This window comes from Rodentibacter pneumotropicus DSM 21403, from assembly GCF_000379905.1.
GTDB classification, from domain to species: Bacteria; Pseudomonadota; Gammaproteobacteria; order Enterobacterales; family Pasteurellaceae; genus Rodentibacter; species Rodentibacter pneumotropicus.
Map to the genome: position 1 here is coordinate 57,893 of NZ_KB904055.1, position 17,351 is coordinate 75,243.

8 protein-coding genes and 2 pseudogenes are annotated in these 17,351 nt (G+C 43.0%); 5 read left to right on the forward strand and 5 right to left on the reverse strand.

Going from position 1 to position 17,351, the window contains the following annotated elements:
- Positions 1-17 precede the first annotated feature (17 nt).
- Positions 18-200 (reverse strand): annotated as a pseudogene (locus A3GE_RS12440) (RHS repeat-associated core domain-containing protein); the annotation flags it as partial.
- A gap of 87 nt (positions 201-287) precedes the next feature.
- Between A3GE_RS12440 and A3GE_RS12445 the strand changes: the two are divergent.
- Positions 288-422 (forward strand): hypothetical protein, encoded by a 135-nt coding sequence (locus tag A3GE_RS12445; RefSeq protein ID WP_282705095.1) that lies wholly within the window; start codon positions 288-290, stop codon positions 420-422.
- Between the two features lie 363 nt (positions 423-785).
- Here A3GE_RS12445 and tssI read toward each other — a convergent pair whose 3' ends face one another.
- Entirely contained in the window at positions 786-6,635 is a 5,850-nt protein-coding gene (gene tssI / locus A3GE_RS11600; RefSeq protein ID WP_018356432.1) for a type VI secretion system tip protein TssI/VgrG, read from the reverse strand.
- Positions 6,636-7,076: 441 nt separating this feature from the next.
- Here tssI and A3GE_RS0106415 point away from each other — a divergent pair, with 441 nt between their 5' ends.
- Entirely contained in the window at positions 7,077-8,423 is a 1,347-nt protein-coding gene (locus A3GE_RS0106415; RefSeq protein ID WP_018356433.1) for an MFS transporter, read from the forward strand.
- 355 nt (positions 8,424-8,778) lie between these two features.
- Here the strand turns inward: A3GE_RS0106415 and copM are convergent, their stop codons facing one another.
- Complete coding sequence (gene copM, locus A3GE_RS0106420) at positions 8,779-9,126, reverse strand: CopM family metallochaperone (protein WP_018356434.1); 348 nt, start codon at positions 9,124-9,126, stop codon at positions 8,779-8,781.
- A gap of 258 nt (positions 9,127-9,384) precedes the next feature.
- Between copM and A3GE_RS0106425 the strand changes: the two genes are divergently transcribed.
- The gene (locus A3GE_RS0106425) at positions 9,385-10,536 is read left to right on the forward strand and encodes an esterase-like activity of phytase family protein (protein WP_018356435.1); all 1,152 of its coding nucleotides are present in this window, start codon (positions 9,385-9,387) and stop codon (positions 10,534-10,536) included.
- Between the two features lie 262 nt (positions 10,537-10,798).
- Positions 10,799-14,485, forward strand: coding sequence for a methionine synthase (gene metH, locus A3GE_RS0106430; RefSeq protein ID WP_018356436.1), 3,687 nt, complete (start codon positions 10,799-10,801; stop codon positions 14,483-14,485).
- Between the two features lie 101 nt (positions 14,486-14,586).
- Here the strand turns inward: metH and A3GE_RS0106435 are convergent, their stop codons facing one another.
- The gene (locus A3GE_RS0106435) at positions 14,587-16,266 is read right to left on the reverse strand and encodes an ATP-dependent nuclease (RefSeq protein ID WP_018356437.1); all 1,680 of its coding nucleotides are present in this window, start codon (positions 16,264-16,266) and stop codon (positions 14,587-14,589) included.
- A gap of 223 nt (positions 16,267-16,489) precedes the next feature.
- Positions 16,490-16,764 (reverse strand): annotated as a pseudogene (locus A3GE_RS12480) (hypothetical protein); the annotation flags it as partial.
- Positions 16,765-16,845: 81 nt separating this feature from the next.
- On the opposite strand from A3GE_RS12480, the gene A3GE_RS0106450 reads away from it, so the two are divergent.
- Complete coding sequence (locus tag A3GE_RS0106450) at positions 16,846-17,313, forward strand: hypothetical protein (protein ID WP_018356439.1); 468 nt, start codon at positions 16,846-16,848, stop codon at positions 17,311-17,313.
- The last annotated feature ends 38 nt before the right edge of the window (positions 17,314-17,351 follow it).

Genomic DNA, 17,351 nt, shown 5'->3' on the forward strand with positions numbered 1-17,351 from the left:
TGTGTCGTAAACCGCCCTGTTATCGGGTCATAGTAGCGCAGGAAGTTATAGTGCAACCCCGTTTCTTCATCATAGTATTGGTTTTGTAACCGAAACGGCTGGTGGGTGCCTGCCGTATTTTTCGGGTAGCGCTCTCGGATAAGAGCACCCCAAGCATCATAACGCCCCCGCCAAATCAGTTTACCATCACTGTCCGTCATCTCCCTCGGGATGCCGATTTGGTCACAGTGGAAGTAATTGACCTCGTGCTCAATCCGGTTGCCCTGTCCGTCCGTGCGGGCAAGACATTGCGCCAGTGGCTCATAGCTATTTGGGTGGCGGTAAATATAGGTGAAAGTGCGGTCGGTTTCGGTGCCGTTTTTGTGGTCATGTCGGATTTCCTGCACCAAGTGCGAACCGTCCCAGATAAATTCGCTGTGTAACGCTTTTTCGCCCCCGTTGTTCAGTTTCCATTTGGCTAGCCGTCTGCATCTAATATGCAATAAGATCATAGCTCAATAAAATAGAAGTTATAATAAAGAAAATAAAATAGGATAAAATCATCATAATTATCATATTTAACATCAAAACTAAATAACTGACATATGCTTTACCAGAAAACTTTATATAAACTTGATAAATAAAAAAAATAATTGGTGTATATATAAATAAAATAGTATTTTTATCCATGTAAAGCCAAAACAAATACATAAACCTATCATTAACCAAAAGAGATAAAATACTCATTAAAGAAACATAAATAATAATATATACATTTTGAATCATTAACTCTAATTTTCCCATATTTACTTCACCTTCTTAATTTTTAAGATGTCTTTTTCTACTTCTGTTGCAAAATCTTGACAATTATTCATTAATAAACTGTAATTATCATTACCAAAAACTGGATTATTTCTTATTACTATTTCCCCATTATCTGCTTTCTCTAAAGTTGGTTTCGTTCTATTTTTCACATTATTTACAGCTTGCCTCATAGTCTCATCATCATAATGAGTGCTAGAACATTTATATCCTTGTATTGAAGTCTCAGAGAATAGTCCATCTCCACCATATCCTATATTAGTTCCATCATCATAAAAAATATGTTCATGAAAGAATCCTAAATCTAAACCACCTCTAAAATTAGGATCTATATCACTGCTTCCAGGAAGAGCTTTCAAGGCTCTAGTACAAAAGCGTGCTAATCCCAAAGGATCAACCCATGCCTGTACATTAGGTGCAAATTGATAAAGATTCATCCCACCTTTCAACCCTATCGGGTCCTGTGTCATAAACCGCCCTGTTATCGGGTCATAGTAACGCAGGAAGTTATAATGCAACCCCGTTTCTTCGTCATAGTATTGGTTTTGTAACCGAAACGGCTGGTGGATGCCTGCCGTATTTTTCGGGTAGCGCTCTCGGATAAAACCGCCCCAAGCATCATAACGCCCCCGCCAAATCAGTTTACCATCACTGTCCGTCATCTCCCTCGGGATGCCGATTTGGTCACAGTGGAAATAGTTGACCTCGTGCTCAATCCGGTTTCCCTGTCCGTCCGTGCGGGCAAGACATTGCGCCAGCGGCTCATAGCTGTTCGGGTGGCAGTAAATATAGGTGAAAGTGCGGTCGGTTTCTGTGCCGTTTTTGTAGTCATGTCGGATTTCCTGCACCAAGTGCGAACCGTCCCAGATAAATTCGCTGTGTAACGCTTTTTCGCCCCCTTTGTTCAGTTTCCATTTGGCTAACCGTCTGCCCAACGGGTCATAATCATACCCCCAACTTTCCTGTTTGTAACGGGTGTAAATCTCCGCTTTTATCAGCCGATTTTTTAAATCATAGGTATAACGTTGGTAATCATCCTCTGCCCATTTGCGCTCAATCAGATTCCCCAAACTGTCATAGGTAAAACGAATACCTTGATAATTAACCACCCGGTTGTCGTGAACCTTTTCCGTCGGGCTATTGACGAGGTTATGTGCCGGGTCAAAATAAAAACCTTGGACTTGAGGTTGAGAATGCCCTTGACTCTCCGCTTTGGCAATCCGCCCCAGATTGTCATACTGATATTGCGTCTGTTGCGGTGCCTCAAACGGTTTAGGCGGGAACGCCGTGCGCGTTTGGGTCAGATTACCCAGACTGTCGTAGCCGTAAGTGCGGTCAATTTGTGCGCCGTTTTGGCTGTGGGCAAGCCCCGCCTGCTGTTGCACCAACCGTCCCATCTCGTCATAACGGTAACGCTCAGTCAGCTGCCCCTGGCTTCGAACAATTTCACGATGAAGATTATCCCGCGCCATTTCACTGATGAGTTGATGATTGAGCTTGATACCCGATAAATGTCCCGTACCATAGTAAAAATAACCTATACTATCCCCCGACGGCAGGCTGGTTTTTAAGCGGTTGCCATTCCCATCATAATCATAGGCAAGCCGCTTCCCTCCCTGACTTTCTTCCACTAAACGCCCTATCGCATCATAACGAAAATCAATCTGCTGCCCGCCACTTTCGACCGCACTCATCCGTCCGTTTAAATCAAACCGGAATCGGGTTTGGTGGGTGCTCTCTCCCTGACGGATAACCTCTTCGGTCAGCTGTCCCAAGCTATCGTACCTAAATTCCGCTATCCGTATCGCCGCTTTATTCCTCTCTCCACGTTCCGTCACACCATAATCCATGCGACGCATCAGATTCCCCTGTCGGTCATATTCATACTGCGTGAGCTTATCATCAAACCCCTTCGCCCAAATCACCCTGTCCAATTCGTCATACACAAAACGGTAGGTGGCGTGGTTTTCGTTAGTCAGCCCGACCAGTCTCCCTGCTACGTCATAACCATAGTGAAAGTGATGACCTTGTACATTGGTTTTTATACTGAGTAAGCCGTCAGCCCGGTATTGATAGCGGGTTCGGTTGCCCTGTGGGTCAATCACCTCTGTCATACGCCCCGCCTTGTCGTAGCGGTAAGCGGTGCGCTCTTGATTCGGTAACACCATGGCTATCAGCTGTTGTCGTTCGTTGTAGTCATAGCGGGTGGTGTGACCCTGCGCATCCGTTTGTGCGGTAAGTTGCCCCCATTCGTTATAACAAAAACGGCTTTGATTGCCCGAACAGTCCGTCACTTGGCTCAGTTGATAGTTGTCATCATACGCAAACAAGGTATCATTACCCAACGGGTCGGTACTGGAAGTCAGAAGTCCTTTGTCATTATAGACATACTGCGTTTTTTGATTTAACGCATCAAGGCGTTCAATCACGTTGCCCCTGTCGTCATAATGATAACGGGTCAGGTTGCCAAGCGCATCCGTTTGTCCCGTTAAACGACCCTCATTGTCATACATAAAATACAACATCGCATTATCCGGGCGGGTCAGTTTCGTCATCTGTCCCTGTGGGTTGTATTCAAAATAACGATGTTGCCCGGAGGCGTCGGTCTGCCGTAACACCCGACCCAGCTTATCCCGCTCAAACAACACAGCCTGACCATCCTTTGACACCTGCTTGACCAGTTCATTGTGCTCATCAAAGTGATATTCTTCACGTCTGCCCAGCACATCGCTCACCACCGTGTGGCCCGGAAAATAAGCAAATTCCCAACGTTCACCCAGACTGGTCGTATTGCGAATCACTTTGCCCCTTGGCGTATATTCGTCATACTCATAAGCAGACACTAAACCTGCCGCATCTTCATGAGAAATCATCAGGTGATGCCGATAGCCGAATTGACGGACAATATTGCCTAAGCCGTCTTTCACCCAAATTAAATCCCCTTCGCTATTGTAGCCATAAGAGACTAATTGACGGGCAGATAAAGGGGCGGCAAGGAGCGTCTCGACACCGTCGGAAAGTGCGGTCGGATTTTTCGCTGTTTTTTGTAGCCCTTCCTGTAATTGACTCAGGTCTATATCGGAAAAGGATTGTGTCAGTAAATACACAGCGGTCAGTCGCCATTGTGGTGAGACATCGTCGTGTTCAGACCCATCTATCTGTGGTGTGGTAGCGTGTGGGGTGATGTGTAGTATCCTATTTGTTGTTTCAGCATTGTCGGTCAGATTGGTAAACTGCAACCCAAACACCCGCCCATTGCCGTCCACAACCGCATAAGGTAGGTTATCCTGCCCGTATAAGAACTGTTGGCGATTACCATGATTATCCCCAATCTGCGTGAGCACAAAATTCCTGTTTCCACCCTGACGGGTAAAGGTAAAATGCACCATTTTATCCGACGAGGAAAGACGAACCGTCTCGGCAGATAAACGCTGCACCCAAATCTGCTCCGCCTGAATATACACCGGTATCCCGTCATTCATCATTGACGGCAACCTAATCTCCCGTCCCTGCTCGTCAAGATAAACCAACTGCTCAATGTGCACGACGGATTGACTCGTCCTCTCAATGTTCGCCTCCCCCTCTGCCGCCATATCGCCCATCAGCGTTTCCGCCGATATTGCCGTTAAACGGGATTCGATACGTTGACTGCCGTTCACCAACCAGCCCTGACCCAGCCAACCAATATGGGATACATCGGAATAATAACTTCGCCGCCAACTCAGCGGCATTAAACCCGGAAGCGCAAAATCCACTTCATGGCTTAACAACTTAATCCCCAAAATCGGATTCACCGGACGTCCCACCGCCGCAGCCTGTTTACACGCAACACATTCGCCTTCCACCGAACGTCCGCCCGCCACGGCGTTGTCTTTCACCGTCAACGGCCCTTCAATCGTCACTACGCCTTTTAACGTAATCCCTTTTTCATTCAGGTGAATCTCGCCGCCTCGGCTTTCCAGTCGGATTTCATCTTTGCCGGTCACGTGCATATTTTGACTGATAAGCGTCAAGCGTTCTGCGGTACTCAAATGCGTATTGTGGCTGACGTCAATCTTATAATCCTTGCCCACCGTTAAACCATAATCCTGTCCCACTATTTCATGTTGGTCTAGCAAGACGTTTAGGCTGCGCATCATGCCCACATTGTGCAACTCATTCATCACAATGTTGGTCATCCGGTTAAAGCCCACCGTGAGCAACTCATTTTGTTTTATCGTCTGCGAACGGTTTTTCCCCACCGTAATTTTTTCATTACGTCCGACCTTCTCCGTCCGATTGCGTCCCACTTTCGTGGTCTCATCATGATTCACGACGTTATTTTGGTCTCTTTGCGCATGAAGAAAGACTTCTTCTTTATCTTTTTCATCCTCAAAACGCAATTCGTTAAAGCCGTTACCCTTATGCGTCTTCGACTTTATCGTCATCCGCGTTTTATGCTCCGGCAAAGGATACGGCGGCTCCGTCGTACTGTGATAAGTCCGTCCTGTGATTATCGGTTGGTCCGGGTCGCCTTCTAAAAAGCTGACAATCACCTCGTGACCGATTCGCGGTATCATCATCGCACCAAACTGCGCACCCGCCCAGCCCTGACTCACCCGTACCCAGCAGGAACTGTGTTCGTTGTTGTTACCCAATCTGTCCCACGGGAACTGTATCTTGACCCGACCCCAGCGGTCACAATATATCTCTTCTCCCGCCGGTCCCACCACATGGGCCACCTGCTGACCGTCCACCTTGGGCTTCTGCTGTGGTGTCGGACGCCACGCCTTACCGCGCGGTATCAGTTTGATGGTGTTTTCATAACGGTTGCCCGCCTCCCCCGCTTCTTCCTCCAATACGCCGCTTTGCCAACCTCGGTGTACCACCCCCACCACTAACCAATCCTGATTAAATCGTGCCCGTCTATGCCCGGTTAAACTAAAGCAATACCCCGGCATCACGCGCAGGTCATCACTTTTTGCCTGCGCCACTTCCGCTTCCCGTTGTTCGTATTCCAATCGGTAGCGGCTAAACGGTTCACCTTGTTCATCCCGTTTATAACGTCCCGGATAATCATAACGCTCATATTGCCCGACCCGATGCTCGCCCAACACATTCGCGATATTATGAACCGCTTGATGCTCCTGATTGTAACGTGGATTCGTAAACGTATAATCACGCAGGGTTTGCCGGGTTGAACCCAGTGTTTCCTCATAATCCCAATGCCAAACCGCCGCCTGCGGACGCTCGCCTGACGGCATCCCATTGTACAATAACTCTCCCTTGGTCTCCGCGAGCGCCGCACTGTTACAAAAGTGTAAAATATGGCTGTCCGCCCGGTGTTCAAAATAATAGTACGTCCCCTCTTCCGCCGCCAAACGTTCCATAAAGGCTAAATCCGTTTCACGGTACTGCACGCAGTATTCCCGCGTCCAATAATTTTCCTTTAAATGAAACTGATGTTGCGTCACCTGATTTTTAGCCAACAGCGTTTCAATTATCACTCGACTGTCTTGGTGCTGGAAAATGCGAAGGTCCGACTGTAACCCCACTCGCGACAGCTCCGGCGCTATCACCATCTGATAGCGGGTACGGGAAAATCCGCTTTCCGCCTGTTTGAAGCCGGTGACGATACCGTTGAGATGACGGACCGCCACATCCCCCTGCCAGAAGGTGAGGGTCGCGGGATGGTCTAAAATATCGACAAATGCCGGGGCATCATCAAACCCCACAAGGGAAAGCTCCGCGCGGAAAAGCTCGGACAAATGTTCGGTCACCACAAAACTCACCACCTCAAATTGGCTTACGCCGTTTACGGTGAGACTATAACGATAATCAGATTGCACTGCCATAGGGACTCCTGTTTTTAACAAAGAGGAAAAGTACCATTGGTTTTTTGACAAAAAACGGTAAAAAACACCTGTTATTTTGACCGCACTTTATTACTACGATGTTAATAAATGATTTTTTCTGTGGGCGGTTCAATATAGTTTAATTTTACTGCACTTTGAATACTATCATACATCAAGAACCGTACGCTACTATGGTAAGATTTCTCTTATCTCCCATAGAATTTGTCTTTCCTAGATCATACCTGACAACAGTCATAGTATCAGAAATAGCCATTTCCTCATCCACTTTTCCCGAGTATGATGATGCATACTACGATATCAATCGTAATCACCATAAAAAATCGGTCATTTTTATCTGAGTTTACCTGTCATTTTAATCGGGTTAACATACAAGATAATTACTATGAAATAAGAAACATCATTTAAATAAGAGGAATTTCTATGCTTTCATTTTTAGCATCTAAACCGGGTAAACCGGTTCCCGATAATGAAATCAGAGAACGTTACAATCGTTTGAGATGGCATGCTTTGTTTGGAATTTTTATCGGCTACGCTGCCTACTATATTTTACGCAATAATTTTTTGCTTTCTTCTCCTGAACTTATTAGCGAATTTGGTTTTACCAAAAAAGATATTGGTCTCATTTCCGGAACCATGCTGATTGTATATGGATTGAGTAAAGGGTTTATGTCTGCCTTTGCCGATAAAGCCAATCCAAAACATTTTATGATTTTCGGCTTAACGATGTCGGCAGTCGTAAACTTAATGATGGGATTTAGTGCATCATTTTGGATGTTCTTATTTCTATGTATTTTGAATGGTATTTTCCAAGGAATGGGAGCCGGACCCGCTTATGTTGTACTCGCCAGCTGGTTTCCTCGAAAATCCCGAGGCGTGATAACAGCTGCATTTAATATTTCTCATAATGTTGGAGGCGGTTTGGTTGCACCAATAGCAGGAGCAAGTATTGCATGGTTAGGGCAGGAACATTGGCAAGCGGCACATTTTATCGTACCAACTGCCATTGCCACGGTAGTTGCGATTATTTTCTATATTTTCGGTACTGGTCGAACTTATAACGAAGGCTTACCTCCAACCAGTAAAATTCTTGGCACAGAACAAGAAGAACTGGTTGTCACCAAAGAAGAAAATGTCAATTTAACCACGTGGGAAATTTTTAGAGACTATATTGTTAAAGATATTAACGTTTGGTTTGTTTCTTTTATTGATGTATTCACCTATATGATCCGTTTCGGAGTATTAACTTGGCTTCCTCTGTATTTACTGGAAACTAAGGGCTTTTCTAAAGGACAAATGGCGACTGCCTTTGCTATCTTTGAATGGGCCGCAATCCCCTCTACCTTGTTAGCGGGTTGGTTGACTGATACCTACTTTAAAGGTCGCCGTATGCCGCTAGCAATTATAACTCTGGTTGGGGTTGGTGTAGCGATGTTTGCTTACTGGGGAGGGCAAGATTTGCTCACCGTCACCATCGGTGCAGGCATTATCGGGTGCCTAATTTATGTACCAATGTTTCTTTCTTCTTTGCAAACCATTGAACTTGTACCTTCATTTGCTGCGGGTTCAGCAACCGGTTTAAGAGGATTACTCAGTTATATTCTCGGAAGTTTCTCCGGCACGGCATTGTTTGGTATTCTCGCCGAACGTTTTGGTTGGAATGCAGGTTTTTATTTACTTCTGTTTGCTGTATGCGGTTGTATTTTTTGTTGTTATATGACCCACTTAGGCGTACTGCGTTTAGAAAAACAGCATAACAAGGATAAATAAAACAAATAGGAATAAATATGTCCCGAAATATCATTCTCGGGGCAATGGTATTGACGGAATAGGGCTAACTTTCCTTGGATAATGGGGTATTTTCTTTCCGTTGATTATTTACTTATTTGAACATCGCCCTATCAATAATATTGAGTAAAAAAGTGCGGTCGCTTTTCTCCTATTTTTGTAAAGCGACCAATTAAGAATTTATACGAGATAAAATTCTCCTGAAATCAACCGCACTTTTTGGTTTGGTAGACAGTATCGGGATGAGCAACTCAATATTTTTATAATGATACTCAGCAAAATAATCGCTAAAGCCTAAGACTAGAGCGATTATTGAAAGAATAATAAAGAAATTGTTCTATTTTTGATGTTTCTGCAACCATTGTTGCATAAATTTAATTTCCTCTTCTTGCGCTTGAATAATATTTTTAGCCAGTTGGCGCAATTCAGGATCTTTGCCATATTTCAGCTCAATTTCAGCCATTTTAACGGCACCTTGATGATGAGGAATCATACCCGTTGCAAAGGCGATATCTGCATCTTGGCTTTCCATCCCCTTCATCATATCTTGGTGCATTTCATTCATTCCAGCCATCAACTCTTTCTGCATAGGAGTAAGCTCAGTGACATGATGGTGGTGAGTAGTGTTTGCCATTGCTGTTGTACCAAGTGTTAAAGCAAATAATGCTGTCATTAGTTTTTTCATAAAATACTCCATTGGGTTAATTGAGCGGGCAGTTTAAACCCTAACCTTAGGTTAAGGTCAAGAGCATTTCGAATGTTTATTTTAAAGCAAATGTATATTGAGGGAATTCAATAATTAAGTGTAGAAAGAAAAATAGCGACTGGATAGCTAATAATGAAAAAAGGCTTACAAGTGAAGTATGACAGTAGTGTCATATTTTTGACATCAAAAAACAATAAAATGCCACCATATTAGTTGCCAGACTCGTTGAGGAAAAATATGAAAAAATTGGCTTTATTTGTCGTTTTTATACCGAGTATTGCAATGGCGCTTACTTATAATAGTTCATCTTTTCATGAAGAACTCAGTACAATAACAACGCCAGAAAAAACATTAAGCTTATCGGTTGGAATCGGAAGCGGTGCATTTCATCGCCAAAGTGACCCTGCCGATGTTTTTTATACCGTGACTGATCGAGGACCTAATATTGACTGTGGTGAGAATTCTAAAATTTTAGATCTATCATATTGCTCAAAAGGTAAAATTTTTCCTATACCGAATTTTGCACCAACTATTTACCGCTTACAACTATCTGAAAATAACAAATCTTCCGCAAAGATTTTGGATAAAATACCGCTAAAAACTCAGTCCGGAAAACTTGCTTCCGGTATCTCTAATCCAAATACTGAAACAGCGTATGATATTAACAAAAACTTACTCAAGGATGATGTAAACGGTTTTGATACTGAAGCATTAGTTGTAACACGAACAGGGGAATTTTATCTTGCCGATGAATATGGTCCCAGTATTATTTACGCAGCTCAAACCGGGGTAATTAAGAATCGTTTTGTACCTAAGGGGGTGAAATCTGAATTAAATGGCGCAGATTATACCGTCACAGAAAATTTACCGGCAGAATTGAGAAATCGCCAGCTTAATCGAGGTTTTGAATCCCTAGCATTAAGTAGAGATGAAAAAACACTCTATTTTATGTTACAAAGCCCATACAATCCTGGAAGCCGGACCATTACACTATATTCTATGGATATTCAATCTCAAACCATTAACGGACAATGGCTATATGAATTAGATACACCGGATACCTTTGTCAAAGATAATACTAAAAAAGCACGCATTCAAAATGATGTAAAAATAAGTGAAATAGCAACAATCGGAGATAATGAACTCATCGTTTTAGAACGGATTAGTAAAACGACTAAATTTTACAAAATTAAACTTGAACCTAACACAACTAAAAAAACAGTAAATAAAGAATTAATCGTAAACACAGATGATTTGGACAAGTTTCCAACTAAAATCGAAGGATTAGCGATTATTTCACCTCAAGAATGGATTTTAGTTAATGACAATGATTTTGCTATTGAGGGGGATAAAACACACATTATTCGTTTATCGCTACAAGATAAATAATAGAAAAATTATTTCTAACTTAAATAAAGACACCATTATAAAATGGTGTGCCCACAACAGGCTATCTCCCCAGATTTAATCATAAATAATGAAGGTTGCAACGGTTACGGTGAATGTAAAATAGCCTGTTTCACAAGTGCGATTACCTTGAAATAAAAACACGCTGATTTTTCACCGCACTTTCCTCTTGGAATATTTGACACTGCCAATACATCTGCCTATTATCCATTCATCATTTCTCTATTCTTACAAAATCTAAATTATGCAAAAAACAGCCTTAAACCAATTCAAAAACGCCCTCTCCCAACGCATTTTAATCCTCGATGGGGCAATGGGGACGATGATCCAACAATATAAACTCACCGAGGCAGATTTCCGCAGTGAGCGTTTTAAAAACAGTCCGATTGATTTACGCGGCAATAACGATTTACTCACTCTTACACAACCGCTATTGATTTCCGCCATTCACGAAAAATACCTTGAGGCAGGGGCGGATATTATTGAAACCAACACGTTTAGCTCCACCACCATTGCCCAAGCGGATTACGATTTACAAGCGGTCGCTTATGAGCTGAATGTTGCAGGGGCAAGACTGGCACGCCTTGCCGCCGATAAATATTCCACCCCCGAAAAGCCTCGCTTCGTGGCGGGCATTTTAGGCCCAACTAACCGCACAGCCTCGATTTCACCGAATGTGAATGATCCGAGTTTCCGCAACATTACCTTTATGGAATTGGTCGATGCCTACGCCGAAGCGACTCGGGGCTTAATCGAAGGGGGAGCGGACATCATTATGATCGAAACGATTTTCGACACTCTCAACGCCAAAGCCGCGATTTTTGCCATTGAAACCGTGTTTGAAGATTTGGGCGTTGACTTGCCGATTATGATTTCCGGCACGATTACCGATGCCTCAGGGCGAACGCTCTCAGGACAAACCACCGAAGCCTTCTACAATTCCCTTCGCCACGCTAAACCGCTCAGTTTTGGATTAAACTGTGCCTTAGGGCCAAAAGAGTTACGACCTTATGTGGAAGTAATGTCGAAAATTAGCGAAAGCTACGTTTCCGTTCACCCTAACGCAGGTTTGCCGAATGCTTTTGGTGGCTACGACTTGGGTGCAGACGAGATGGCGGAGCATATCAAAGCGTGGGCGGAGAGTGGCTTGGTCAACATTGTCGGCGGCTGTTGTGGCACAACGCCCGAACACATCAAAGCCTTTGCTGACGCGGTGGCAAACATTCCGCCGCGCCCCTTACCCGACATCAAAACGGCGATGCGTTTATCCGGGCTTGAACCGCTCAACATTGATGACAACAGCCTGTTTGTCAATGTGGGCGAGCGCAATAATGTGACGGGCTCGGCAAAATTCAAAAAATTGATTAAAGAGGAAAAATTTGCCGAAGCCATTGAGATCGCCATTGATCAGGTGGAAAACGGCGCGCAAGTGATCGATGTCAATATGGACGAAGCCCTGCTCGATTCACAAAAATGTATGACCCGTTTCCTCAACATTATGGCGACCGAACCCGATGCGGCAAAAGTGCCTGTAATGATCGATTCAAGTAAATGGGAGGTGATTGAGGCAGGTTTGCAAGCGATTCAAGGGAAAGGCATTGTCAACTCCATCTCACTGAAAGAGGGGGAGGAAAAATTTATCCAACAAGCCAAATTGGTGCGCAAATACGGTGCGGCAGTGGTTGTGATGGCATTTGATGAAGTCGGGCAGGCGGATACCGAAGCACGCAAAGTGGAAATCTGCACCCGTGCGTATCAGATTTTGGTCGATCAAGTCGGCTTTCCGCCTGAAGACATTATTTTCGACCCGAATATTTTCGCCATTGGCACGGGCATTGAAGAACACAATAACTACGGCGTGGATTTTATCAACGCCACCGGGCGAATTAAACGAACCTTGCCACACGCCAAAATTTCGGGCGGCGTGTCAAACGTGTCCTTTTCATTTCGAGGCAATAACCCGATGCGTGAGGCAATTCACGCCGTGTTTCTCTATCACGCCATCAAGCAAGGAATGGATATGGGGATTGTCAATGCGGGGCAGTTAGCGATTTATGACGATCTCGATCCCGAATTGCGTGAAGTCGTGGAAGATGCGGTACTCAACCGCCGTGCTGATGCGACCGAACGTCTGCTGGATTTTGCAGAAAAATACCGCAATCAGACCGCGTCCCACGAGGAAAACAGCATCGCTGAATGGCGGACTTGGACGGTAGAAGAGCGTTTAAAACACGCCTTGGTGAAAGGGATTACCACCTATATTGTGGAGGACACCGAAGAAGCACGCCAAAAATTCCCTACACCGCTAGAGGTGATCGAAGGGCCGTTGATGGACGGTATGGACGTGGTCGGCGATCTGTTTGGGGACGGTAAAATGTTCCTACCACAAGTGGTGAAATCCGCCCGTGTGATGAAACAATCGGTCGCCTATCTAGAGCCGTTTATCAACGCCACCAAGCAAAAAGGCTCATCAAGCGGCAAAGTGGTGATTGCAACTGTGAAAGGCGATGTTCACGACATCGGCAAAAATATCGTCAGCGTCGTGTTGCAATGTAATAATTTTGAAGTGATTGATCTGGGCGTGATGGTGCCTGCGGATAAAATCATTCAAACGGCGATTGACGAAAAAGCGGATATTATCGGCTTGAGTGGTTTGATCACACCGTCCCTTGATGAAATGGAATACTTTTTAGGCGAAATGAACCGCTTGAAGTTGAACATTCCCGTGATTATCGGCGGGGCGACCACCTCCAAAGAACACACGGCGATTAAACTTTACCCGAAATATCAGCACGAAGTGATCTACACCACCAATGCCTCCCGTGCCGTGACCGTCTGTGCGGCATTGATGAATCCGGAAACGAAAGCAGAATTGTGGGCGAGAACGAAAAAAGAGTACGAGCAAATCCAGCAGGCTTTTGCCAACAAAAAAGCGCCTCGCAAGCAGTTGCCAATCGAGGCAGCCAGAGCTAACCGCTTTAATGCGTTCAGCGGCGAATGGGTGGATTACCAAGTGCCAACACCAAAGCAAACGGGCATTGTGGAGTATAAAAATGTGCCGATTGCCACACTCCGAAAATTTATCGACTGGTCGCCATTCTTTCGACTATGGGGCTTAATGGGTGGCTACCCCGATGCCTTTGACTATCCTGAAGGGGGCGAAGAAGCCCGCCGAGTGTGGAATGATGCGCAAAACGTGTTGGACGAATTAGAGCAAAATCACAAGCTCAACCCAAGCGGTGTGATGGGCATTTTCCCTGCTAACAGTGTGGGTGATGATATTGAAATCTATCAAAATTCCGACCGCACTTTTGTCATCGGCAAAGCCTATCATCTGCGCCAACAAGGCGAACGGGGTAAAAACAGCAAAAGCCCGTACAATCTTTGCTTAAGCGATTTTATCGCAAGCAAAGAGAGCGGTAAGCAAGATTGGTTCGGCATGTTCGCCGTGTGTGCAGGGATTGAAGAATACGATTTAGTCGAAAGCTACAAAGCTGAAGGAGACGATTACAACGCCATTTTACTGCAAGCCGTCGGCGATCGTCTTGCCGAAGCAATGGCGGAATATCTGCACTTTGAACTTCGCACGAAAATCTGGGGATATAGCAAAGAAACCTTTGAAAACGACCGCTTGATCCGTGAAGAATATGTCGGCATTCGCCCCGCCCCCGGCTACCCAAGCTGCCCAGAGCATACCGAAAAACAGATTATCTGGGATTTACTGGAAGTCGAACAACGCATTGGTATGAAACTCACCGAAAGCTACGCCATGTGGCCTGCCGCCAGTGTGTGTGGCTGGTACTTCACCCATCCAGCGTCCAATTACTTCACTCTAGGAAGAATTGATGAAGATCAGGCCGTGGATTATGCACAACGTAAAGGCTGGAGTGAGAAAGAGATGGTGAAGTGGTTGGGGGTGGTGATGAAGTAGGATAAAAAATTAAAGTAATGAAATACCACCTAATATTAGGTGGTATTTCATAAGAACAGATATTTATTTGAGTATTTACATAGAATTGGGGATAGGGTCATTTATTTAGGAATGCCTTTTTTATTTGGATCATTAATCCATTCAGCAACTTTTCCTATAAAGTCCCATACATCCCCATCAGTGGGTCTAATATACTCATCTAAATCAGGATCATCTCCCATTTTATCAAAGATATTTCGTAACCAAGATGATTTTCCACGCTCAATATCAAGATTTTCTAACCATCTTTCAATTTCCCCCACAGGAACAACAAAACATCCGTAGTCTGATAAATTTTTAAAGAAATCTAAACAAAAATTTTTCTCTGAACCATTCAATAAATTAATTCCACCATCACATTTCATATTTTTTCCTGAAATACTATCAAAAGCTTTTTTTAGTTTAGCTCTATTAGTCCTGTAAGATTCATGACTGAGTTCAGGCAAATATATTCCATTTAATACTTTATTCCAGACATCTCCGCCTTCTTTAATTACATCAATATCAACAATCCCAACTGTAGGAATGCCTAATTCTCTTAATGGCTTAACAATATCCCAAACGGTCTGTTTATTTTGAGCATTTAGAAATAAACATCCTTCAATACCTCTAGGATCTTTTTCTCTTAATAGTCGTTCATTTATTTCTTGATAAAAAGCTCTATCTGCATCTGCTTCTGTAACTATAACTGCATTATAAAAAAGAGCATTAAAAACACCTATTGAGCGTAATAAAGGATTTTGCATTAAAGGTTTCAACTTATCTTGCGTTAAAATTCTCGCTGTAGCTCCCTGAATCCCATAAGTAAGTCTAACAATATTGATACCAACCTTACTTTGTACACAGCCCATCAAGAAATCAGCGCTATGAGTTGCAACAAATAGTCTTTTATCACTATTTAATATCGATGTAATCTCTTTACCTAATTTATAGGAGAGAGTTGGATGTAAGAAAGCCTCTGGTTCATCAACCAATATGAAATCAGACTCTCCAGCAATTAAAGATATTATAATTCCTATAAATGCTTTAACACCATCACTAGCATTCTCCACTAAAATTGCATTTTTATGGAAAGCTATTGCTTCTTCGGTAAGCCTTTTATCTAAACCATCTTTAGGTTCTTCTTCGGACAATCTCAATCTAAGATTACCTAAATTAGTAGGATCAATTACTAAATATTTTTTAAAAGCACTATAAATAACATCTCTCACTTTAGAAATTAATACCTGATCCCTAAATAATTTAGAAAAACTGCCTATAGGATTTTCTTGCAGATCACCAGCATGTTGTGAATTAACCAAAGATAATCTACTATATCCATCAAGTCTTGTCGTAAAATAAGATAAAACTTCCACTAACGCTGAATTTTTAATGTTCTCCCTAGTTGGGAGGAATGCAACCCTTATTAAATCAGGCAAATAAATCTGAATATTATTACCATACTTTCCAACTAAGAAATAATCGTTATTATAAGGAGTAAAATCCTTTGAAGGAGCAATTTTGATTTTATCTAATATTTTTTCATAAACTTGCTCACGGGTTAAACTTTCAAACTCTAGATTACTAATTACATTTAATAATTCCGTTCTTCCATTAGCTATCCATCCCTCTATTTCAATTAAAGCCTGAGATTTACCACTATTATTGGGTCCAATAAAAACAGTTACAGGGCTAAGTTCTATTTCCAAGTTTTCATCTGAGTTAGGATATGTCCCCGCTTGAAGTTTAAGCTTTTTAAGCATTTTATCCTCCGTATAATAAATAGTTATATTTTCAACTAAATAATGAGAATATCAAACAATATTTAATTATTTATATACAGCGATCAGTCCTATCGCGGCGCAGGCTTCTCAGCGAGTACATAACTCTAATTCTTCCCCCCCAAAAAACTCACCGCACTTTAGTGATTAGGGCATGCGTTAGGAAACATATGCTAGCACAAGTTTTCATCACTAAAAAATTCGGTCAAAATTCCAACGTTTTAGATTTATTGCACAACCAATCCACCTCATAAACTACTTCAACCCCATTAATCTCCATTTGTTCATAGTAGTAATTAAGATCTTTTTATAGTTATCTTTGATATGCAGAAGATTATCGGTTTCGTGGGTACTTTCAAGAATTTAAAAGGCAACTTGAATATATAAAATTTCATCAGACTTGCGAGCAATAAAGTCAATTTCTTTGCTATCAAGTTTACCGACATCAACGGTATAATCTTGTTTTAATAATTCAATGAAAAAATTGTCTATTTTCTCAAACTTGCACTCTCTCCAATTTCCGCTATCATACGCCACCTGATTTTCTATTTATGTTTAACGATGAACAAACTTAAACGACTTTTCCTTTTGGCTACGGTCTTCGTGCTCTTTGCCTGCACAACTACACAACCGCCGAAGAAGCCCGTTAAAACCCGTTTTTTAAAAGAAAACATCACCCAAGCGGAACTCAATAACCCCACCGCGTATAAACGCTATTACTATATTTGTCAAAATATCGAAACTCAATCTACTTCTTATTTAACAACCTATTTCCCTCTGTCGAGAGAGAGCCGTTTGAAAGAGAATTTTGGGATCTATTTTCAGTTAGATGGGGGTAAGGCTGTGCCGTTTGATCATATTGAGAACCGAGCGTTAAATACACGCGGTTCGAGATTTGAGGTCATTTACCGTTCCTATCAGCCGATTGAGGGGCGAGTTGTGGATTTAGTCGCACGCCAAAATCGTTCGACGTATTATAAAAACCATCAAGGTACGCAGGTGCGTTGGCTGAGTTGTAAAGAAAGTTAGCGATTGTATGGTTGATTTTCTAAATGGGGAATCAACGT